Origin of the sequence: Streptomyces sp. NBC_01320, assembly GCF_035974375.1 — a bacterium.
GTDB lineage: Bacteria > Actinomycetota > Actinomycetes > Streptomycetales > Streptomycetaceae > Streptomyces > Streptomyces yanii.
On the sequence record NZ_CP108390.1, the window covers coordinates 9,044,554 to 9,066,030 of the forward strand.

Here is a 21,477-nt window from a genome sequence, read left to right on the forward strand (position 1 = left end):
CTGCGGGCCCGCGCCGGTGGAGTGGGGGTGTCCGCCGGGGGTCCGGGTTCGTGGCTCCGGACTCCCGGCGGGGCTTCGGTGCGGAGCGCCGCGCCCCGTGGTGACGGGCGGGCGCCGGCCGGCCCCCGCCCGTCACGGCTCAGCGGCCGAGCATTCCCTGCGCCGCCTTCTGCGCCGCGTTCAGCGCCTCCTGCGGGCTCTTCTTGCCCAGCAGCGCCGCCTGGATCTCCGGCGCGAGCACGCCCTGGACCTCGCGGGCCTTGTCGTGCAGCGGACCCACGGTCATGCTCGGCAGAGTCGTGCCGACCGCCGTCTGGAGCGCGTCGTCCGGGTACAGGTCGCCGCCGGACTTACGGGCCGGGAAGTAGCCCGCGGCCTTCTGCAGACCGGCCGCGTTCTGCGACTCGGCGACGAAGTTCAGCCAGTCGCCGGTGTTCTTCTTGTCGGCGCCCTTCAGCATGGACAGTGCGCCCACGGTGCCGTAACCGATCGACTCGGCCTCCTTCAACGGCGGCTGGACGACGATGTTCTCCTTGCCCCAGAAGGGCTCGACGTCCGCCGGGGTGTTCTGCCAGGTGCACGCCACCTTGCCCTTGGCGACCGGTGTCTGCTCCAGCTTCGGCGTGGTCGTGACCAGGTCCTTGTCGGTGTAGCCGCCGTCGACGAGCTTCTTCAGGTACGTCAGGGCCTTGACCCCGGCCGCGTCGTTGAAGGTGACCGTCCTGCCGTCCTCGGAGAAGACGTCGCCGCCCGCCTGCCACAGCAGCGGGTAGAACGTCATGTTCAGCGTCTGCTGGGTGTCGCCGCTGTAGCTGGTGGCGTAGTAGCCCTTCTTCTTGAGCTTCGGCGCCAGCGCCTCCAGCTCCGCCCAGCTCGTCGGGTAGGTCTTCTCGCCGATCGCGGCGAACACCCGCTTGTCGCAGATCAGCGGGTTGGCGCTGGTCAGGATCGGGCTGGCGAGCGCCTTGCCGTCGACCGTGACGGACTTCAGCGCGAAGTCCGTGTAGTCCGACTTGGCGTCGGCCGGCATGTAGTCGTCGGCCGGGACGATGCTCTTGGCGTACTTCGGCAGCTGGTCCGGGATCAGGTAGACGGCGTCCGGGCCCTTGCCGGAGGCGATCGCCGTGGCCAGCGCGGTGTCGCGGTTGGCCCACGGGAAGGTCTCCACCTTCACCGTGACGCCGGAGTGCTTCTTCTCGAACGCCTTGACCAGGCCGTCCCAGTACGCCTTGTTCTTGGCCTCGTCGAAGATGACCGGGTAGGTCCACATGGTGACGGTGTTGTCGTCGCTGCCGCTGCCGGAACAGCCGGCCAGCACACCGGCGGCGAGCGCGGTGGCCAGGACGGGGGCGGCCACGGCACGGACTCTGGAACGGCGGGTGAGGAGACGGGACATGAGGTGGTCCTCCGAGGACGTGAGGGTGGGGCGGGGGTGAGGGGGTGTCACTTGGCCGGCACCGACTGGACGGTGCCGGTGTGCCGGGCGCGCTCGGCGGCGAACGCCGCGAGATGGCTGCCGAGCGACGTGGCGGGACCGGAGCGGACGGCCCCGGCATCACCGGTGGCCACGGCGGTGACGAACGCCTCGACCAGCGCGGCGTCTCCACCCCCGTGCCCATCGGCGGCGTTCGAACCGGATACGCCGAGTTCGTGGACAGTCGTTTCGCCGGTACGGAAGTCCTGCACGGTGACGCGTTCGCCGTCACCGCGCAGCCAGCCGTGCGAGCCGAAGATGCGGGTCTGCCGATGGGTCTGCTCGGTGAACGCCACCATCTGGAAGGTGGCGGTCACTCCGCCCGACAGCTGCATGGCGAGCACCTGGTGGTCGACCACGTCGTTGTCGCTGCGGTACGCGCAGACGCCGTACGGACCCTCGCGCAGCGCCTGCACCAGCCCGGCCTCGTCGGTCGCCTCGGTGACATGGGTGACCGGCCAGACCGCGCCCTTCTCGCGCAGCGTCGGCATGTACAGCTTCAGCGCGCTGTACGGGCAGTCGGACTCCACCGCGCAGTCGAGACAGCGGTCGGCGGACCCGGCCGGGGCGTTCTCCGGCCGGAAGTGCTTCAGCCCGCCGAAGCCGGTGACCTGCTCGATCCGGCCGCCCATGATGTACGTGATCCAGTCCAGGTCGTGGCACGACTTGGCGAGCAGCATCGGCGACGAGTCCTTCTCGCTGCGCCAGGGACCGCGTACGTAACTGTGGGCGTAGTGCCACCAGCCGACCGGTTCCAGATGGTCGAGGGAGACCAGCTGCCCGAGCACGCCGGAGTCCACGACCTCCTTCACCAGGTCGGTGTAGGGCGTGTAGCGCATGACGTGGCAGACCGCGAAGAGCACCCCGGCCCGCTCGACGCCCTCGACGATCTTCCGGGTCTCGTCCTCGGTCGGGGCGAGCGGCTTCTCGGCGAGGATCGCGTAGCCGGCCTCGGCGAGGGCCAGCACCGGCTCCGCATGGAAGCGGTCCTGGGTGGCGACGATGACGGCGTCCGCGATGCGGTTCTCGACGAGCGGCCGCCAGTCGTCGAACTCCACGGGCGCGCCCGCCGCGGCACGCGCCGTGGGGCGCGGGTCGGCGACGGCGACGAGTTCGGCGCGGTCGGGGTGCGCCTTGATCCACTCGGCGTACGTCAGACCGCGGTTGCCGGCGCCGACGAGCGCGACCCGGACGGGCCGGCCGGTGATCGGGGGATGCGTGGACACGGGGGTTCCCTGGGACTCAGTGGGTGGGTTCGGTGGTGCGGTCAGAACCGCAGCGTGGCCGCGGTGTGGGTGACGCGGCCGCCCTCGTCCGGCAGCGCGGTGCGCTCGGTGCCGTCCTCGATGCAGCCGGTGTGCAGCAGATGGCTTCCGGAGCCGGTGAAGGCCGCGGGCCGCAGTTCGAGCCGGCCGCCCGTGAAGGTGGAGCCGGTCGCCCGGTAGCGGTTGGGGCCCTCGGTGACCAGCACATGGGCGGTGCCCTTGGGTGCGGTCGAGTCGAGACCGGACAGCTGCCAGTCGACGGTGCGGCCGCTGCCGGTACGGGACAGCAGCGCGCCGTCCTTGTTGGTGCCGTTGATCCGGGCGCCGTCGATCCGCAGCCGCTGATCCTTGGCCGAGGTCAACTTCAGCCCGGTGTTGCGGAGTTCGCCGCCGGTCACGGTGATGTCGGTGTGCGCGAGCGAGACGGGCGCGGTGTCCTTGGAGCCGGTGAGGGTGCACTGGTCGAGGACGAGCGGCCCCGCGCCGTTGAACACCGCGCCGTCGACACCGTTCAGCGTCGTCCGTGCGAGGGTGACCGGGGCGGCCACATTGGCCTGGGTGACCTCGGCGCCCGCCGCGAACGTGAACGCCGAGTCGGCGATCACATTGGGCCGGGCGGAGAGCGTGGACGCCTGGGAGATGATCAGGGGCCCGCTCGCCGTGCACCCGCGCAGCTGCACGCCGTCGGCGTTGACCCAGAGCATTCCGGAGCCGGAGAGCGACTTCTTGCCGATGACCAGAACGTCTTCGAGCGTCAGATCGGTGATCTTCACCCGGGCGACGAACCAGGAACAGGCATGGCGGCGTACGGTGATCCGCTTGGCCCGGCCGCCCCAGGCGGCGCCCGAGTTGGCGAACGTCATCAGACCGGAATTACCCGTGTAGACGAGGTCGTGCTCGAACTGACCGTGCGTCACGAACGGTCCCTCGTCGTCGCCGTCGCCGTGGCAGTTGGTGACATAGCAGTAGGCGGAGGCCGTGAAGTCGTTGAGATGGCGGGCGTTGGAGGTGTGACAGTCCTCGACATGCCCGTACAGGCAGTAGATCTGCTGGGTCAGATAGCCCGCGCCGCCGTAGGTGACGGACTTCGGGTTGGTCAGCGAGCACTGCTCGGTGCGGTAGTACGTGCACCAGCGGCGCATCACCAGCGGCCAGAACGTGCCGACGGCCTCGATTCCGGAGACGTCGCACCGCACCGCGTACTCGTAGGCGACCGGGTGCGAGCCGGTCATCTCGTCCTCGCCCCAGCCCTCGAAGACGAGGTTGCGGACATGGGCGCGGTCGACGGGCTCGATCCGGGTCCAGGTGAGCGTCCGGCCGGCTGCGAGGTCCCAGCCGATCTGGTAGTTGACCCGGATGTGCGCCGCGTCGACGACATCGGTGACCTGGACGAGCCGCTGGATCTCCTTCTCGTACTTCCCCGACAGGGCGTTGATCTCCACGGCCCACCACTGGCCGACGGCGAACTTCCCGGAGTCGCCGACTTCGAAGAGATCGGAGAGGTCCGGCATCGCCGCACCCAGGGTGTGGGTGTGCACGGTGTCGGTGACGGTGCCGCGGAAGGAGAGGACGGCGCCGAAGGGGTTGTCGTGGGTGTTCTTCTCGATGCCGTCGGTGACCATGCGGTGGCCGCCGAAGTCGAGTTCTATGTGGGACCGGTTCCAGAGGTGGCGCTTGGTGAAGTGCAGGTCGGTGTGGGCCTCGATGCGGTGGACCGAGGTGTCGGCGATCATCGCGTCGAGGGCGGCGTCGGCCGGTTTTTCGGTGTCGAAGTGCCCGAAGGTACGGAAGTCGACGGTCCCGTTGTGGAGTTGGATCCAGCGGCCGGGTTTTCCGCCGGCGGGTGCGATCACGGTGCCGCCGTTGTGGGCCGTGTCGGACTTCTTGTCCCAGCGCACGGCCATCGCGCCGCCGTCGCCCGGGGCGTGGTAGCCGGCGACCAGGACCTGGGCGCCGTTCTCGAACGGTGTCGTGTTCAGCGCGCGCAACTCGTCGACCGTGTCGACACGCTGCACATCGCCGGCGTGCGCCGGTGCGGCCTGCGCCGAACCGGTGGCCACGGCCGAACCGGCCATGACCAGACCGGCAAGACCCGAAGCCCTCAGCAGCGTGCGGCGGGACTGGGCAGGGGTGTGGTGGTGCGGAACGCTCATGCGGACTTCGCCTTCCGAGAAGTGCCGAAAATGAGGGAGCGTTCCTGCGGTGGACTGCCATGAGGCGGATGGCTGAAAAAGGTCCGGCCATCAACTGTTCACGACGCGATGGGCAGGCGTCGGAAGCGGACCGGAAGGGGTAAAACGCCGATGTCGTCTGAATGTCATCGGGGTTGGCAGGGAACCTACGGCCGATGGAGCCGATTGGTCAAGACCTGATTCCGTCGGAATGCTCGGCGTCCGTCGAGCTGTCCGCCTCGGCGACCCAGCCCAGCGAGACGCTGATCCGCCGCGCCGCGTCCCGGACCTGACCGCCCAGTTCCTGGTAGCGCCAGGCCGGCAGGCCGAGCTTGAGCCCGGTGATGCTGATGGCCCCCGCGCAGACCGAACGGTCGTCGAAGACCGGCGCGCCGATGCAGATGATGCCCTCGGCGTCCTCCTCGTCGTCCAGGGCGTAGCCGACCCGGGCGATGTCGCGCAGATGTGACAGGAAGGTGGCCGGGTCGGTGATGGTGCGGGAGGTGCGCCGGGGCAGTCCGAACCGCTCGATCACCGCGGCGGCCTCGCCCTGCGGCACCGCCGAGAGCAGTGCCTTGCCCAGGCCCGTGCAGTGCGGCAGCTCGCGCTGCCCCATCCGCAGATCGAGCCGGACGCGCTGATCGAGCTCGACCTGGTCCACGACGACCGCGTGTCCGTCCTCGGGCACGGCGAGCCGGGAGGCCATGCCGGTCGTCCTGGTCAGTTCCGTGAGTACGGGGTGGGCGACCCCGCGCAGGGACACCTGGGACCGTGCGCGGTCGCCGAGCCTGGCCAGGCTCATGCCGAGCCGGTAGCGGCGGTTCATGCCTTCGCCGTCGTCCGAGACGAGGCCGTACGCACGCAGGGTCTGGAGCATGCCGAAGGCGGCGCTCTTGGAGATGGAGCAGGCCTGGCCGACCTCCGTGACGCTCAGGCCGTTCCCCTGTGCGGGGGCGGCCAGCGCTTCGAGGATGTCCGCTGCCCTGGCCACGCTCTTGACCCAGTACTTCGGTTCTTCTGGGGCAGCACTGTTCGTCATAGCAGAACAGCCTAGTCCCTCACCCGGACCGAGTGGACCCCTTCTGCGGGGTGAACCCGCCTGGGATGGGCCTTTCGGAGCCGGAAAGGGGTTGACCGGTACCGGGGTCGGACGTAATATCCAGGCACTGTTCTGCTCTACAGAACAGCGTTCGGAAAAATCGAAACACCGGAGAAACACGCACCACGGACCACCACTTCCTGCGGCGACTGCCGGGCGGATGGCGCCAGGGACTCACAGGCCGGGCAGGGCCTGCGAAAACCGACGACTCTCGACGCAAGGAGCAAGCGATATGAGTTCAGGCCCGGTAGGCAACGAATCCGGAGCCCGACTCGCCGAGCGCGCCCGCCAGGTCGTACCCGGCGGCGTGAACAGCGGTCAGCGCAGCGTTCCCGGACTGACCGACCTGGTCGTCACCGGGACCGACGGCGCACGGTTCCGTACCGCCGACGGACGCGAATACACCGACTTCCACTCGGCGTTCGGCCCGCCGCTGCTCGGCCACAACGACCCCGACGTGGCCCGCGCCGCCGCAGAGGCCGGCGCCACGCTCGGCCACATGGGCGTCGGCGTCACCGAAGGCGAGATTCTCCTCGCCGAACAGCTCACCGAGCTGATCCCGTCGATCGAGAAGGTCCTCCTCACCAGCACCGGCAGCGAGGCAACGTTCCACGCGCTGCGCGTCTCCCGCGCCGCCACCGGCCGCCGTCTCGTCGTCAAGTTCCAGGGCTGCTACCACGGCTGGCACGACTCGGTCAGCCTCAACGTCATCTCCGCCCCTTCGATGGTCGGCGGCCACGACCCGATCTCCACCGGCATCCTTCCCGAGGTCCTCGAGGCCACCCTCGTCCTGCCGTTCAACGACAGCGACGCCGTCCGCCGCACCTTCGCCGAGCACGGCTCCGACATCGCCGCCGTCATCGTCGAGCCTGTCCCGCACAACGTCGGCGCGCTCCTGCCGTTCCAGGAGTTCCTCACCACCCTGCGCGAGGAGACCACGAAGGCCGGCAGCGTCCTGATCTTCGACGAGGTCATCACCGGCTTCCGCCACGACATCGGCGGCTGGCAGAAGATCTCCGGCGTCACCCCGGACCTCACCACCCTCGGCAAGGCCATCGCCAACGGCGCCCCCGTCGGCGCGATCGGCGGCCGCGCCGACCTGATGGACCTCTTCTCCACGCGCCCCGGCGCCCCCGCCTTCTTCGCCGGCACGTACAACGGACACCCGTCCGTCGTCGCAGCCGCCCTCGCCACCCTGCGCAAGCTCCGCGAGGAGCCGGTCCACGAGCACGTCTTCCGGCTCGGTGACCGCGTCCGCACCGAGCTGACCGGACTGTACGAGCGCCTCGGGGTCCCGGCCGTCGTCACCGGCTACGGATCCGTCTTCGTCAGCTACTTCATGCCGGGCGAGACCCCCCGTACCTACGCCGACCTGCTCGACAACGACGCCTCGCTGTTCGTCGGCTACCGCCGGAGGCTCCTCGACCACGGCCTGTTCGAGCTGCCGCTCAACCTCAAGCGCAGCCACATCAGCTACGCCCACACCGACGCCGACGTCGACCGCCTCATCGAGGGCACCGAGGCCGCCGTCAAGGCCGTCCTCGCCGAGGGCGGCGCCCGCGACCTCGAGAACACCTCCACCATGGGCGGAGCCCGCTGATGCTTACCGTGAACCGCACCCGCCCCGCCGGCCCCGCCGGACGGATCACCCGGGTCGAGACCCTGATGCTGGGCACCTCCTGGCGCGACTTCGGCTACGTCCGGGTCCACACCGACGAGGGCCTCTCCGGCATCGGCGAGATCACCCACCCCTACCGGGTCGGTGAGGTCTGCGCCCTCACCGAGGCCCTCGCCCGGCGCCATCTCATCGGCGCCGACCCGTTCGACATCGAGGAGCTCTGGCTCCGCGTCTACCAGGGCGACTTCCTGCGCGGCGGCGACATGGGCGGCATCGCCCTGTCCGGCCTCGACCAGGCGATGTACGACCTGATGGGCAAGGCGCTCGGCGTGCCCGCGTACCGCCTGACCGGAGGCGCCTGCCGCGACACGGTACGCGTCTACGCCAACGGCTGGTACACCGGCGAGCGCGAGCCCGAGACCTTCGCGGCCAAGGCGAAGGAGACCGTGGCGAAGGGCTTCACCGCCCTGAAGTTCGATCCGTTCGGCCCCGGACTCCACGAGCTGGAGCGTGCCGAGCTGCGCCGCTCCATCGACCTCGTCGCCGCGGTCCGCGAGGCCGTCGGACGGGATGTCGACCTGTTCATCGAGGGCCATGCCCGGTTCGCCATGCCGACCGCCGCCCGGCTGGTCCGCGAGCTGGAGCCGTTCGACATCGGCTGGTTCGAGGAGCCGATGCCCTGGACCCACATCGAGCGGTACGCGGAACTGCGGCAGCGCGCCGCCTTCCCGATCTCCGGCGGCGAGCACTTCCACAACCGCTACGAGTACAAGCAGCTCTTCGCGACGAACGCCGTCGACATCATTCAGCCCGACCTCTCCATGGCCGGCGGCTTCACCGAGGTACGGAAGCTCGCCGCGATCGCCGATACCCACGGCATGCTCGTCGCCCCGCACAACTCCAACTCGCCGCTCTGCACCACGGTCTCGGTGCACGCGACGCTCGGAATCCCCAACCTCAAGATCCTCGAAACCTTCGACGGGCTCCTCGAGCCGTACGTCTTCGACGCCCTCAAGGGCACACTCCCGATCGTCGACGGCCGCATCGGCCTGCCGACCGCCCCCGGGATCGGCGTCGAACTCGTCGACGAGGTCTTCGAGGAACACCCACCCAGCCACCGCTTCTGGAACATGTTCGCGGACGGCTGGGAGAAGCGGAACCGGACATGATCGTCGACGTCCACTCCCATCTCTTCCGGCACAGCCACGACTTCACCGACCCTTTCAAGTCCGACTCGGCCCGCGCCCACGCGGGGGAGGTCGACCTGACGGTGAAGTGGGAGGAGTACGCCGCCACCGCACCGGAGGGCACCCGTACGATCGTCGTCGGCGGCAAGGCCCGCCGCAGCGGACTCTGGGTCGACGACGCCGCCGTGGCCTCGTACGCGGGAGCACACCCCGACCGGCTGATCGGCTACCTCTCGCTCGACCCCACCCAGCCCGGCTGGCAGGACGAACTCCGCTACGGCCATCAGGAGCTCGGCCTGCGCGGCATCAAACTGATGCCGATGTACGCGGGCTTCGACCCCGCGGCAGAGGAGTACGACGAGCTGTACGGGTACGCCGAACGGCACGGCCTGCCGCTCCTCGTCCACACCGGCACCACGTTCGTCTCGAACGCCCCGCTGGAATGGGCGATGCCCCGCCACCTGGACGCGGTCGCCATCCGCCACCCGGAACTACGGATGGTCCTCGCCCACCTGGGCCACCCGTTCGAGGGCGAGTGCATCGCCGTCATCCGCAAGCACCCGCATGTGTACGCGGACATCAGCGCCCTGCACTACCGGCCCTTCCAGCTCTGGCACAGTCTCCGGCTGGTCCAGGACTACGGGGTCTTCGACAAACTGATGTTCGGCAGCGACTACCCGTTCACGACGGTCGACGACTCGGTGAAGGGGCTGCGGGAGATCGCCCGCATCCCCGGCATCCCCGGACTGCCGCCGCTCGACGTGGACGCGGTGGAAGAGATCATCCACCGGCCGTCGCTGGACCTGCTGGGACTGAACGGCTGATCCCGCAGCCCCCCGATCCACCGGGACCGAACGGCACCACCCGCCGTTCCCGTGATCCTGCCGGTACGACACCGGGGTCTTCCCCCATTCCCCGGCCGTCGTCCGGCAGCCGGGCCGCCGCACAATTCACCCCCCTGGTGCGGTGCGGCGGCCCACCTCTCCGTACCACCCCGCCAGAAGGAATCCCGCCATGACCGCAGCCGTCCCGCCCCGCGGTACCGACCGCTTCGACCTCACCGGCCGCACCGCGGTCGTCACCGGAGCCGCCCGCGGCCTGGGCCGGTCCTTCGCCGTCGGGCTCGCCGAGGCCGGCGCCGATGTGGTCCTCGTCGACCTGCCCGGCGCCGACGGTGTCGCGGAGACGGCCGCGGCCGTCGAAGCGCTCGGACGGAGGTCCTGGACCTATGGGCAGGACCTTGCCGACATCGAGGCCCTGGCCGGCTTCGTCGATGCCGTACGTGCCGAGACCGGACCGCTGCACATCCTGGTCAACAACGCGGGCACGGCGGCGCTGGAGCGCTTCAACGAGATCACCCCCGCGAGCTGGTCGCACATCATGCGGGTCAACGTCGACGCGGTCTTCTTCCTCAGCCAGCGCATCGCCGAACACATGACGGCTGACGGTGTCGCGGGCCGCATCATCACCATCACGTCGAAGAACGCCCTGGTGGCGGAGGCGGGCCTGGCTCACTACAACGCCTCCAAGGCCGCCGCCCAACTGCTCACCGAGACCCTGGCGGTCGAGCTCGCCCCGCACGGCATCACCGCCAACTCCCTGGCCCCCGGCATGGTCGAGACGCCCATCGACGGGGAGTTCCCGTTCGACCGGGAGGCATTCGAGTCCGCGTACCGCGAGCGGATCCCGCTCGGCCGCTATGCGCAGCCCGACGAGTGCGTGGGCGCGCTGCTGCTCCTCGCGTCGGACGCCGGGGCCTACCTGACCGGTGCGCGTCTGGTCGTCGACGGGGGAGTGCTGGCCGACCAGATGCCGCGCATGCGGTTCATGCCGCCGTACCGCAACACCATCTGATGCCGTCGCGCACGTATCACGTACCCAACCGATCACGCATCACGCACGCATCGACAACGCGAGGAGCACCTCCGCCATGTCCGTCAATGCATCGTCACGCCGCACGCTGCTGAGGGCTTCGGGTCTTGCCGGTCTGGTCATGGCCGGTTCGGCCGTGGCCACCGGCTCGGCGCAGGCCGCACCGGCGCACGCCGGCGATGTGCAGCGTGTCGACACGGTCGACGAGTTGCGCGCGCTGAACACGACACCGTTCGAGAACGGCGCCCAGGTCCTGGTCGCCGGCTACCACGCCCCGGGCGACGGCGGCGCGATGGCCGTGCGCTGGGACAAGAAGTCCGACACGGCCCACAACGGCGGCACCGTGATCGCACCCGCCGGCGGAAAACCCGGCCGCTGGATCCAACTCCACAACGGGACCGTCGACTTCCGTACCTTCGGACACTTCGACACCGAAAAACCGGCCGACGCCGCCCTCGACGCGATGATCGCCGACACCTCGGTCCACCGCATCGAGGCCCACACCGACCTGCACTTCACCAAGCGCCACCTCTGGAACCGGTCCCACATAGAACTCGACTTCGGCGGCCACCGCATGGTCACCGACGGCATCGAGAAGAACACCCACGACAACCCCTTCGGCGCCGTCCTCTCCTTCCGCGGCACCGTCACCGACACCACGGTCAAGCACGCACTGTCCGGCAAGGTCATCGAGCTCACGGACACCTTTCCGGTCCCGGACGCCACGGCGTTCGAGGTCGGCCAGTGGTGGTCCGTGCAGGTCGACCCGGTCGCGGGCGGCGGCGGTGACGAGCGCGAGCTGCAGAAGCTGGTCGAGATCACCGAGATCGTCGACGCGGGGCACATCCGGATCGGCTACCTCAACGGCTGGGAACTCGCCGAGGGGCGCAGGCTCACCTGGACCCGCATCGAGCCGGTCCTGAACACGCACATCCGCAATCTCGTCTTCGAGGGCGCGGGGCCCGACGAGTACACCGGCTCGCACCCGGTCAGTTTCGAGTACGCCGTCGGCTGCGACGTCTCCGGCATTCACGCCACCGGCAGCTTCTGGCCGGTCGTCATGCGCCGGTGGTGCACCCGGTTCCGTACCGAGGAGTGCTCCCTGAAGAACCCGCCCACCGTCGACTACGGTGGCGCGGGCTATCTCACCCAGCAGATCTACTGCCTCTACGGCCGGGTCGCCGACTGCACGACCAGCAATGTCCGGCATCTCAACGACCTGACCGCCTCCGCCTACTGCACCGTCGTGAACTGCCACGGTGACGGCGACGACGCGGGCGGCAACCCCTTCACCACCCACGGGCAGTACGAACACGATCTGCTCTTCGACGGCAACTCCGGTTTGATGGACATCGCCAACTCCGGTGCTCAATGGGGTATTTCCGCCAAGCGGATCACCGTGCGCAGACACGTCTGCTCCTGGTTCACCGCCAATACCAAGATCACCGATCTGACGCTCGAAGACATCACGGTGATCGCCCGTCCGACCTTCGACCAGGCGGGCACTCTCACGGTCAACGCCGACGGTGCCCAGGTGCGTGGCTGCACCGCCAGGACCTTCGCCGTGGCCCAGCGCTCCGCCCGCTCCACCCGGCCGACCGTCATCAGCGACTGCTCGTTCGAGCTGCCCGCGGGCGCCGTCCTCGTCCAGACCCCGGTCACCGCGCAGGTCCACTTCGTGCGCTGCACGTTCAAGGGCGTCGACGGGGCGATCCTGCGCGGCGCCGGCCCCGTCCACCTCACCGACTGCACCGTCATCGGCGCCGAGAACGCGGCCCCGCTCTTCATCGGGTCGGCGGACCTCCGGATCGACGGCGGCACATACGACAACACGGGCGTCGAGCTCAGCGCCGTACGCGACCAGCGGATCACCGTCACCGGCGGGACCCGCCTCACCGGCAGCAACAAGGCGAAGGCCCTCCTCGGCCGCGCCGCCGGCAACGCCACCCTGACCTGGGACATCTCCTCCCTCACCAGCGTCACCACGGACTCCGGCACCGCCCACATCCGGATCGCGGACGGCACCAACCACTACGCGGCGACCGGCAGCCGATTCACCGGCGGAACGCTCCATCTCGCCCCGGGCGTAATGGAGTCCGTGCTCCACACATCATGCGTCGAGCAGGGCACGAAGCGCACGGCCATGCCGGAGGACAGCAACTCCGTCCGCACGGAAGGGAATCTGACGCTGTGAGCGCCACTCTGCGGACCGCGACCCCGGCCGACGAGCCCGCCCTGGCCGCACTCTGGGGCGAGTGCTTCGTCGCCCCGCACCTCCCCGCTCTGTACGCCCTCGACCCGGACCGGCACCACCGCACCTTCGTGGCGGAGCAGGACGGACGGATCGACGCCGTCGTCGTCTACGTACCGAGGCAGCTCCGCGACGCGCACGGCGTACCGCAGCGGGTGGGCGGCCTCGGCAGCGTCGCCACCCGGCCCGAGGCGCGCGGCCAGGGGCTCATCCGTCGGCTGCTCGTCGAGGCGGAACGGACCATGACAGCGGAGCTGTGCGCCTGGTCGCTCCTCTTCACCGGAACGCCCGGTGTCTACCGCGGCTCGGGCTGGCAGGAGTTCCCCAGCCCCGTCACCGAGGGCGCGATCGCCCGGGGCGGCCCCCCGGCCGGCGGCCGGTTCCGTATCCGCACCGCCACACCCGCCGACGGCCCGGCCCTGGCCGCACTCCGGGCGGCATACGACGCGCACCGCCCGCTCAGCTCGGTGCGGACCGACGAGGAATGGGCCGTACGCATCCCCGCCTGGTACGGGCCGCTCGACCGCACCCTGGTCGCCGAGGACCCCGACTCCCACAGGATCGTCTCCATGCTCGTCACCCACCACGGCGAACAGGTCCTGGAGGTACGGGAATGCGCGGTCGACCCGCGGGCACCCCAGGCCCTGGGCGACCTGCTGGCGGCGGCCGCCGCGCGCAGCCGTGACACCGGACCGACCCGCGCGCGCGTCCGGCTCCCCGACACCGCCGAGGTACGGGCAGCCCTGCCTCGACTGCTCACCGACGCGGTGGCCGGGGAGGAGCACGTGGGCATGGCCCGACCGTTGCTGGCAGACCCGGCGGCGGTACGGGCGACGGTCACCGCGCCCGGAGCCGTCCACTGGTACGGCGACAGTTTCTGAGGACCCGGTGGGGCGCGGTCAGCGGCAAGGAGTGAGCAGACAGCGCCCCACCAGACCGGCCCCGGCGTCCATCCGCTGCCGGAACTCCTCGGCGAGGAGCGGGAGATCACGCAGCCGCCACAGCACCCGGGCCGCAGACCACGCTGCCTCACGGGCCCGCTCCAGGCTCCACGACCCCAGCAGATGGGTGAGCGGATCCGCGACCTCCAGCAGATCGGGCCCCGGCATCAGATCTTCCCGGATCTGCTCCTCCAGCATCACGAGGAGATCGCCCACCTGGTCGAACTCGTCCTCCAGCTCCGGCGGAGCGCAGCGCAGCGCCTGGCAGGTGTCCACGACCGCGAGTGCCAGGTCGTGGCCGATGTGTGCGTTGATGCCCGCCAGTGCGAACTGCAGCGGCCGTACGCCGGGATGGCGCCGGTACTGGAACAGCGGGCGCCAGCAGTCGGGCGGCCGCCGCCCGGCCGTCGCCGCGTCGACCGCCGTCAGATAGCGCTCCGCGAACCGCACATCCAGGGCGGCGGCGGCCGCCCGGTCCGCGAACGCGCCACCGGCGATCCGCCGGTCGACGGTCTCGGTGACCGTCAGATAGACCCGGTTGAAGACCGCCACCCCGTCCACCGGCGGCCAGGAGGACTGAAAGTCACGCATCCGCCCGATCACCGAGGTGACATCGGGCGGCGCGGCGACGGGACCGGCCCGGTCCGTGAACTGCTCCATCTGCTTGAACTGCGCCATGGGGGCAGCGTCCCAGCCGCGGGCCCGTCCGGGCGCCGACCGGCCGCGGGTTCATCGGAACGGGGGAACGACGGCAGAGCCATCGGTGACCCGGAGGCCGGCCCGGCGATGCTCCGCACGGGTCGGCGCGGCGGTTCGTGGTCAGGAGGAGGGCACCGGGTCGCCGAGTCCCTGCGCGAGCCTGCGCAGATGGGGGCCGTACTCCGGGTCGGCGAGCGCCGCGGCGAACTGGGCGGTGAGATAGGCCAGCGGATTGCCGGTGTCGTACCACTGGCCCTCGATGACCTGCCCGTACACGGCGCGGCTGCCTGCGTAGACGTTGATGGCGTCGGTCAGGTAGACCTCACCCGTGCGGTGCTGGTACCAGCGTTCCGTCTGCCGCCGCAGCTCGTCGATGATGCCGGGAGTCACCACGTATCCACCGATGGCCGCGTACGCCGACGGGGCGTCCTGCGGCTTCGGCTTCTCGACGAGGCCGGTGATGCGCAGGAGCCCGTCGTTCAGGTCCTCCTTGACGACGGGCACGCCGTAACGGTGCGAGTCGGCGGGGCTCATCGGCATGAGGGCGAGTACGGGGCAACTCGTCGCCTCGTACGCCCTGATCAGCTGCTGCGCACGCGGAGTCCCGGCGACGAAGACGTCATCGGGCCACAGGACCAGCATCGGCTCGTCGCCGAAGTTCCGCGCCGCGTTGAGGACAGGGGTTCCGTTGCCGTACGGGCCGTGCTGGTCGAGGTAGGTGATGTGGCCGAGCCTGGACAGTTCACCGACTTCCTCCACGGCATCCGCGTATGCGGTCTTGCCGTCCGCGCGGAGCTGGGCGACGAGAGCCGGGTTGGGTCGGAAATGGTCCTGGATCAGCCCTTTGCCGCCCGAGATGACGATGGTGATGTCCGTGATGCCCGAGGCCACGAGTTCTCGCACGGTGTGCTCGATCACCGGCTTGTCACCGACCGGGAGCATCTCCTTCGGCGTCGCCTTGGTGAGCGGGAGGAGGCGTGAGCCGAGGCCCGCGGCGGGGATGACTGCCCTCCGGATCGTGGCGGACATGAGTTCCTTTCGGCAGCCCGGCGCGGCACCCCTCGGTGCCACGGCCGACGACGCTATCAGCTGGTCCGAGCGACCTGTGCGTCCACGATGTGCCGTGGACCTGCGTTTCCCCGATGGCCGGCCGGTCCATGCCCCGGCGCGGCCGCCCCGGTGGCGCAGCGTCGACTCGGGGTCCGTTCGCCCCGTTCGGGCCGGCGGCGCCATATCGGGGGCCGACCGCGGCCCGACCCGACAGGCTCTAAGCAGCCGGCTCATCCGGATGACCCGCGGAACCTCTGCCGGGGGTGGCTACTGCGTGGGCGGCCTGGTGTCGTCGTACGACGACGTACCGGCGTCCAGCAGGGGCTCCTGGGTCTTCAGATGGGCCGGGGCGAAGGCCCGAAGGACGTGGTAGCCGGTGATCACGACGATGGTGCCGAGGGCGATTCCGCTCAGCTCGAAGTTGTCGGTGATCTTCAGGCTGACCCCGCCGACGCCGATGATGATGCCCGCGGCGGCCGGTACCAGATTCAGCGGGTTGCGGAGGTCGACGTTGCCGCTCATCCAGATCTGGGCGCCCAGCAGGCCGATCATTCCGTACAGGATGACGGTGATGCCGCCCAGTACCCCGCCCGGGATCGCGGCGACGACCGCACCGAACTTGGGGCAGAGGCCGAACAACAGGGCGAAGCAGGCGGCGGCCCAGTACGCGGCGGTGGAGTAGACACGGGTCGCGGCCATGACGCCGATGTTCTCGGAGTACGTGGTGTTGGGCGGGCCGCCCACGGCGGTGGAGAGCATGGAGGCTGCGCCGTCCGCCGCGATGGCGGTGCCGAGCTTGTCGTCGAGCGAGTCACCGGTCATCTCGCCGACGGCCTTGACATGCCCCGCGTTCTCCGCGATCAGCGCGATCACGACCGGCAGTGCGACCAGGATCGCGGACCACTCGAAGCTCGGGGCATGGAAGGACGGCAGTCCGATCCAGTCGGCCTTGGAGACACCCGACAGGTTGAGCCGCCAGTGGTCGATCGCCTCGGAGCCGCCCGCCGGTGAATGGATCTTGCCGAAGACCCGGTCGAGGACCCAGGAGAGCGCATAGCCGAAGACCAGGCCGAGGAAGATCGCGATACGCGAGAAGAATCCGCGCAGGCACACGACGGCCATTCCGGTGAACAGCATCACCATCAGTGCGGTCCACTGGTCCTGCGGCCAGTAGGTCGACGCGGTGACCGGCGCCAGGTTGAAACCGATGAGCATGACGACGGCGCCGGTGACCACGGGCGGCATCGCCGCATGGATGATCCGCGCGCCGAACCGCTGCACCGCGAGACCCGCGAGGAAGAGTGCCACGCCGACGACGAAGACCGCCCCGGTGACGACGGCGCTGTCCCCGCCACTGGCCCGGATGGTAGCGGCAACGCCGACGAAGGAGAGCGAGCAGCCCAGATAGCTGGGCACCCGGCCGCGGGTGGCCAGCAGGAAGATGGCCGTCGCGACACCCGACATCATGATCGCGAGGTTCGGATCCAGGCCCATGAGTACGGGAGCGACGAATGACGCGCCGAACATGGCCACCACGTGCTGGGCGCCGAGCCCGAACGTACGGGGCCAGGAGAGCCGCTCGTCGGGACGGACCACGGCCCCCGGTGCGGGGGTCTTTCCGTCGCCGTGCAAGGTCCAGCGCACGCCGAGGCCGCCCATGGTCGCTCCCTGTGTGTCCGTGTGTGGGTCCATGCGGTGCCTGGTGCCGTTCGTCCGGCCCGGCGCGGTCCGCGGAAAAGATCAGCGCCATGGTAATGCCGGAGCGCCCATTGACTCGTGTCGGGGTTCCCTTACGTCGACTCCTACGTCGGGTCCCATCCATGAATCGTGCGCGAAGCATTGTCGGTCCGAACAGGCAGCTCTACGCTCACACGGTCTTTCTCGTGAACATCATTCACATGTCTGATTTTGTGAGGGAGGTGCTCGATGAGTGGAAGGCCCCGTCGGCGTCTCGGCGCCCTGCTCACCGCCGCGGCCGCTCCGACCGCCGTTCTGGTCCCGGCCGCCTCTTCGGCGGCCGCCACCGCGCACGGACACCGCCCGCCGCCGCGCGCGCCGAGGACGGTGGTCATCGACGGACACCGCATCCAGCAGGCGAAGCTCCGGCTCGACCGCGGCGACCCCGCCCTGCGTACGGCGGTCAAGGCGCTGACGGCGAAGGCCGACAGCTGGCTCGGTCATGGCCCCTGGACGGTCGTCGACAAGCCAAAGCCCGCCCGACGCCGGTGACCCGCAGGCCAAGGCGGCTGTCCCGCAGCTGGAGACACCGCCCGGCGGCGACCTCCGGGCGCTGCGGCCGGCCGCGGAACAGCTCGACTCGATCGCCGGCTGAACGCGCGAGGTGGACAGGCCCCCGGTCCTGTAGACCTGGTCCCGCCTGGTCGAACGGTTCAGGCGCGGGGTTCGGCCGCCGCCGTGCCGGGCACGTCGACCCCCTTCGCCGCGACCCGGCGGTCGCCCGCCCGCAACACGCCGGCGCCCAGCACCAGTCCGAATGCCAGCACCGTCACCAGGCCGAACGAGACGATCAGCGAGGTCGCCTCGGCCAGCGAACCGATGGCCGACGGGGCGATGAGCCCCGAGGTGTACGTGATGGTGGCAACGCCCGCGATCGCCTGACTCGGGTTCGGTCCACTGCGCCCGGCCGCCGCGAAGGCGAGCGGGACGACGACGGCGACACCGAGGCCGAGCAGCCCGAAGCCGCACATCGCGAGCGCCGAGTTCGGTGACGTGACCACGAGCAGCCCGCCGGCCGTCGCCAGCACGCCGCCGACCCGCACGGTCCTGACCGCGCCGAACCGGTCGACGACCTTGTCCCCGGCGATCCGGGCCACCGCCATCGTGAGCGCGAACGCCGTCGTCGACGCGGCCGCGAGTCCCGCGGAACTGTCCATGATGTCCCGGAGGTAGACCGCCGACCAGTCGAGGCTGGCCCCCTCGGCGAACACCGCGCAGAAGCCCACCGCGCCGATGACCAGCGCCGACCTGGGCGGCAGCGTGAACCGCGGCGGCGGCTCCTCGTCCGGCTCGCTGCGCAGATCCAGCACGCCCTGACAGGCGATCAGGCCGAGCGCGGTGAGCGCGAGGGCGGCGATGCTGTGGTGCAGCCGGGCGTCGGCGCCCAGATGCGCGGCCACTGTGCCCGCCGCCGAACCGATCAGGGCGCCCACGCTCCACATCCCGTGCAGCCCGGACATGATCGACCTGTCGAGACGGTTCTCCACCTCGACACCGAGGGCGTTCATCGCCACGTCCGACATGCCGGCCGATGCCCCGTACACGAAGAGCGCCGCGCACAGCGTCAGCAGGTTCGGCGCCAGTGCGGGCAGGACCAGCGCCAGCGTCCACAGTGCCAGCAGCCCGCGCAGCGCCGTCCTGGCGCCGAAGCGATGACTGATCGCACCGGCCATCGGCATGGCGAGCGAGGCGCCGACCGCCGGGAACGCCAGGGCGAGACCGAGCTGACCCGCGCTGACCCCGGCGTGGTCCTGGATCCAGGGCACGCGGGTGGCGAAGCTGCCGGTCACGGCGCCGTGCACGGTGAAGACCGCGGCGACGGCGAACCTGGCCCGCCGCACCTGCTCCGTCCCGAAGACCGTCTCTGTGGAATCCGTCGTCATGCTGCCGTTCCCTCCCCTGGGAATTCTCTGCCACCGGTGGCCCCGGCGCCCCTCTCCACGGTGCGGCCAGTAAACTATCAGGAACCCTGCCTGATAAATAGGCCATGACGTTCGTTCCCGTGCGGCAGTGATCTGGAAGGATCTCGGCATGCCCGCATCACCGAGCACCGCCCGGGCCATCAACGACCGGCTCGCCCTGCGACTGCTCCAGCAGGACGGCCCGCTGACGGCCACCCAGCTCAAGACCCTGACCGGACTCTCCCGCCCCACCGTCGCCGATCTGGTGGAGCGGCTGCAGGGCGCCGGGCTGGTCAGGGTCGTCGGCGAGAGCGGCGCCGCACGCCGCGGCCCCAATGCCCGGCTGTACGGAATCGTCGCCGACCGGGCCCACCTCGCCGCTCTCGACGTACGGACCGACAGCGTCGCCGTCGTCGTCGCCGATCTCCTCGGCGTCACGCTCGCCGAGGCCACCCTGCCGATCGGCAGCGACACCGGAACCCATGCCGCCGCCGAGCAGGCCGCGGCGCTGCTGGAACGCACCGCGCGCGAGGCGGGCGCCGCACCGCTGCACAGCGTCGGCATCGGGGCCCCCGGCCTGATCGACCCGGTCACCGGCGAGCTCCGCGACACCTCCGGCCTGCCCGCCTGGCACCGCCGCCTGGTCCGGGTGCTGCAGCAGCGGCTGCCGGCGACCGTGCTCGTCGAGAACGAGACCAACCTCGCCGCCGTCGCCGAGCATCGCGCCGGAGCGGCCCGCGACCGTGACACCTTCGTCCTGCTCTGGCTCGGCCACGGCATCGGCGCCGCCGTCATGCTGGACGGCAAGCTGCGCCGCGGGGCCTCCGGCGGCGCGGGCGAGATCGGCTTCCTGCCCGTGCCGGGCGCGACGGGAGTGCCCTCCGCGGCCAACTGCGACGGAGGGTTCCACTCCCTGGTCGGCTCCGCGCCGGTCTGTGAACTGGCGCGGGGGCACGGCATCGACGCATATACGCGGCCGGGCTCCGGGGAACAGGAACCCGCCGCCGCGTCCGCCGTACGGGCAGCTCTGGCGGGGGAGGGGGAGAGCGAGGCGTTCCTCGGCGCGCTCGCGGACCGTCTCGCGGTGGGTGCCGCCGCCGTCGCCTCGGTCATCGACCCGGGCTGTGTGGTCCTCGCGGGCGAGGTCGGCCATGCGGGCGGCGACGCGCTGGCGTCCCGGGTCGAGGAACGGCTGGCCGCGATGTCCCCGCTGCGCACAGAGGTCCGGGCAGGCGCGCTCGGCGGCTCCGCGGTACTGCGCGGCGCGCTGCTCGCCGCCCGCGAGGCAGCTCAGGACGAGCTGTTCACCGCGGGCGGCTGACGCGGGCCACGAGGCCGTACGCGACGGGGCCTCCCTCCGGGCGGCCGGGGCGCTCGGCACGCGTGCCCCGAGGTCTCCTCAGCCCGGGCGGCCGGAGCGACCCGCGCACATGTCGCGACGTGGGCTCACTCGGATCGCTCCGGGCGGCCGAAACGCTGTGCCAGAAAGTCCTCGAACGTCGCCTTCCCCACGGCCCGTTCGGGTGTCGGATGCTCGCCCCGCCGGTATCCGGCGTACGCCTTGCCCGCCAGCCGTACGGGGAGGATCCGCCGCTTCCTCCCGGTCGCCCGGAGACAGGCCCGGGCCGACTCCGTCAGCTCCCGCACCTCCGACCCTCCGAGCTCCGGCACCCGACCTGCCGGACCGGCCACCGCCAACTCGGCGGGCCGGTCCGCGACTTCGCCGGTGTCGATGGACTGCATCCGCACCCCGGCGGGCAGCGGCATCACAGGCAGCCGGGCGGCTCCGTCGGGGATGCGCAGCACCAGGTCGTGGAACTGGGTGGTCCGCAGGATCGTCCAGCCGAGCCCCGAATCCTCGATCATCCGCTCCACGCGCCGTTCGACCGTGTAGTAGCCGAGCGGCAGCCGGTCCACACCGACGATCGAGATATAGGCCAGACGGGGGACACCGGCGCGCTTCGCCGCCTCGATGAGGTGTCCGGCCGCCGTGTCGTCGCCGCCGCGCGGCGTGGAGGCGCAGTGCACGATCGTGTCCACGCCGGCGACCGCCGCGTCGAGCCCCGTACCGTCGCGCAGATCGACGGCGTACGGCTGTGAGTGGCGGCTCGGCACGCGGACGTCGTTCCCCTCGGCGCGCAGCCGGTCCGCCGGCTGTCGTCCGAGTGTTCCGGTTCCGCCGGTCACCGGAATCGTCGTCATGGTCCCAGCC

At 70.6% G+C, this 21,477-nt stretch carries 17 protein-coding genes; 8 read left to right on the forward strand and 9 right to left on the reverse strand.

Annotation, left to right across the window (positions count from 1 at the left end; translation table 11 throughout):
* Positions 1-139 precede the first annotated feature (139 nt).
* From OG395_RS41165 to OG395_RS41180, 4 genes are all read right to left on the reverse strand, one after another.
* Positions 140-1,396 (reverse strand): ABC transporter substrate-binding protein, encoded by a 1,257-nt coding sequence (locus tag OG395_RS41165; RefSeq protein ID WP_327247455.1) that lies wholly within the window; start codon positions 1,394-1,396, stop codon positions 140-142.
* Between the two features lie 47 nt (positions 1,397-1,443).
* On the reverse strand, positions 1,444-2,700 hold the full coding sequence (locus OG395_RS41170) for a Gfo/Idh/MocA family protein (RefSeq protein WP_327247456.1): 1,257 nt from the start codon (positions 2,698-2,700) through the stop codon (positions 1,444-1,446).
* A gap of 41 nt (positions 2,701-2,741) precedes the next feature.
* A complete protein-coding gene (locus OG395_RS41175; protein ID WP_327247457.1) occupies positions 2,742-4,892 on the reverse strand; it encodes a peptidase C14 in 2,151 nt (716 codons plus the stop codon).
* A gap of 208 nt (positions 4,893-5,100) precedes the next feature.
* Positions 5,101-5,949: an IclR family transcriptional regulator gene (locus OG395_RS41180; protein WP_327247458.1), complete on the reverse strand. Its 849-nt coding sequence runs from the start codon at positions 5,947-5,949 to the stop codon at positions 5,101-5,103.
* 292 nt (positions 5,950-6,241) lie between these two features.
* Between OG395_RS41180 and OG395_RS41185 the strand changes: the two genes are divergently transcribed.
* From OG395_RS41185 to OG395_RS41210, 6 genes are all read left to right on the forward strand, one after another.
* Complete coding sequence (locus OG395_RS41185; RefSeq protein WP_327247459.1) at positions 6,242-7,609, forward strand: aspartate aminotransferase family protein; 1,368 nt, start codon at positions 6,242-6,244, stop codon at positions 7,607-7,609.
* A complete protein-coding gene (locus OG395_RS41190; RefSeq protein ID WP_327247460.1) occupies positions 7,609-8,796 on the forward strand; it encodes a mandelate racemase/muconate lactonizing enzyme family protein in 1,188 nt (395 codons plus the stop codon). Before OG395_RS41185 ends, OG395_RS41190 begins: the two co-directional genes overlap by 1 nt.
* Positions 8,793-9,638, forward strand: a complete 846-nt coding sequence (locus OG395_RS41195) for an amidohydrolase family protein (protein ID WP_327247461.1) — start codon at positions 8,793-8,795, stop codon at positions 9,636-9,638. Before OG395_RS41190 ends, OG395_RS41195 begins: the two co-directional genes overlap by 4 nt.
* A gap of 190 nt (positions 9,639-9,828) precedes the next feature.
* The gene (locus OG395_RS41200) at positions 9,829-10,668 is read left to right on the forward strand and encodes an SDR family NAD(P)-dependent oxidoreductase (RefSeq protein WP_327247462.1); all 840 of its coding nucleotides are present in this window, start codon (positions 9,829-9,831) and stop codon (positions 10,666-10,668) included.
* Between the two features lie 76 nt (positions 10,669-10,744).
* The gene (locus tag OG395_RS41205; RefSeq protein ID WP_327247463.1) at positions 10,745-12,880 is read left to right on the forward strand and encodes a peptidase C14; all 2,136 of its coding nucleotides are present in this window, start codon (positions 10,745-10,747) and stop codon (positions 12,878-12,880) included.
* Complete coding sequence (locus OG395_RS41210; RefSeq protein WP_327247464.1) at positions 12,877-13,818, forward strand: GNAT family N-acetyltransferase; 942 nt, start codon at positions 12,877-12,879, stop codon at positions 13,816-13,818. Before OG395_RS41205 ends, OG395_RS41210 begins: the two co-directional genes overlap by 4 nt.
* A gap of 18 nt (positions 13,819-13,836) precedes the next feature.
* Here OG395_RS41210 and OG395_RS41215 read toward each other — a convergent pair whose 3' ends face one another.
* The 3 genes from OG395_RS41215 to OG395_RS41225 all read right to left on the reverse strand — a co-directional run bounded on the left by OG395_RS41215 (position 13,837) and on the right by OG395_RS41225 (position 17,319).
* Positions 13,837-14,538: a DUF5995 family protein gene (locus OG395_RS41215; protein ID WP_327249622.1), complete on the reverse strand. Its 702-nt coding sequence runs from the start codon at positions 14,536-14,538 to the stop codon at positions 13,837-13,839.
* A gap of 159 nt (positions 14,539-14,697) precedes the next feature.
* Positions 14,698-15,606, reverse strand: a complete 909-nt coding sequence (locus OG395_RS41220) for a UTP--glucose-1-phosphate uridylyltransferase (RefSeq protein WP_327247465.1) — start codon at positions 15,604-15,606, stop codon at positions 14,698-14,700.
* Positions 15,607-15,894: 288 nt separating this feature from the next.
* The gene (locus tag OG395_RS41225; RefSeq protein WP_327247466.1) at positions 15,895-17,319 is read right to left on the reverse strand and encodes a uracil-xanthine permease family protein; all 1,425 of its coding nucleotides are present in this window, start codon (positions 17,317-17,319) and stop codon (positions 15,895-15,897) included.
* A 234-nt stretch (positions 17,320-17,553) separates the two neighbouring features.
* Here OG395_RS41225 and OG395_RS41230 point away from each other — a divergent pair, with 234 nt between their 5' ends.
* Positions 17,554-17,856 (forward strand): hypothetical protein, encoded by a 303-nt coding sequence (locus tag OG395_RS41230; protein ID WP_327247467.1) that lies wholly within the window; start codon positions 17,554-17,556, stop codon positions 17,854-17,856.
* 161 nt (positions 17,857-18,017) lie between these two features.
* Here OG395_RS41230 and OG395_RS41235 read toward each other — a convergent pair whose 3' ends face one another.
* On the reverse strand, positions 18,018-19,247 hold the full coding sequence (locus OG395_RS41235; RefSeq protein ID WP_266988042.1) for an MFS transporter: 1,230 nt from the start codon (positions 19,245-19,247) through the stop codon (positions 18,018-18,020).
* A 148-nt stretch (positions 19,248-19,395) separates the two neighbouring features.
* Between OG395_RS41235 and OG395_RS41240 the strand changes: the two genes are divergently transcribed.
* Positions 19,396-20,586: an ROK family transcriptional regulator gene (locus tag OG395_RS41240; RefSeq protein WP_327247468.1), complete on the forward strand. Its 1,191-nt coding sequence runs from the start codon at positions 19,396-19,398 to the stop codon at positions 20,584-20,586.
* A 125-nt stretch (positions 20,587-20,711) separates the two neighbouring features.
* On the opposite strand, the gene OG395_RS41245 is transcribed toward OG395_RS41240, so the two are convergent.
* Entirely contained in the window at positions 20,712-21,467 is a 756-nt protein-coding gene (locus tag OG395_RS41245; RefSeq protein WP_327247469.1) for an SDR family oxidoreductase, read from the reverse strand.
* Positions 21,468-21,477: the final 10 nt, after the last annotated feature.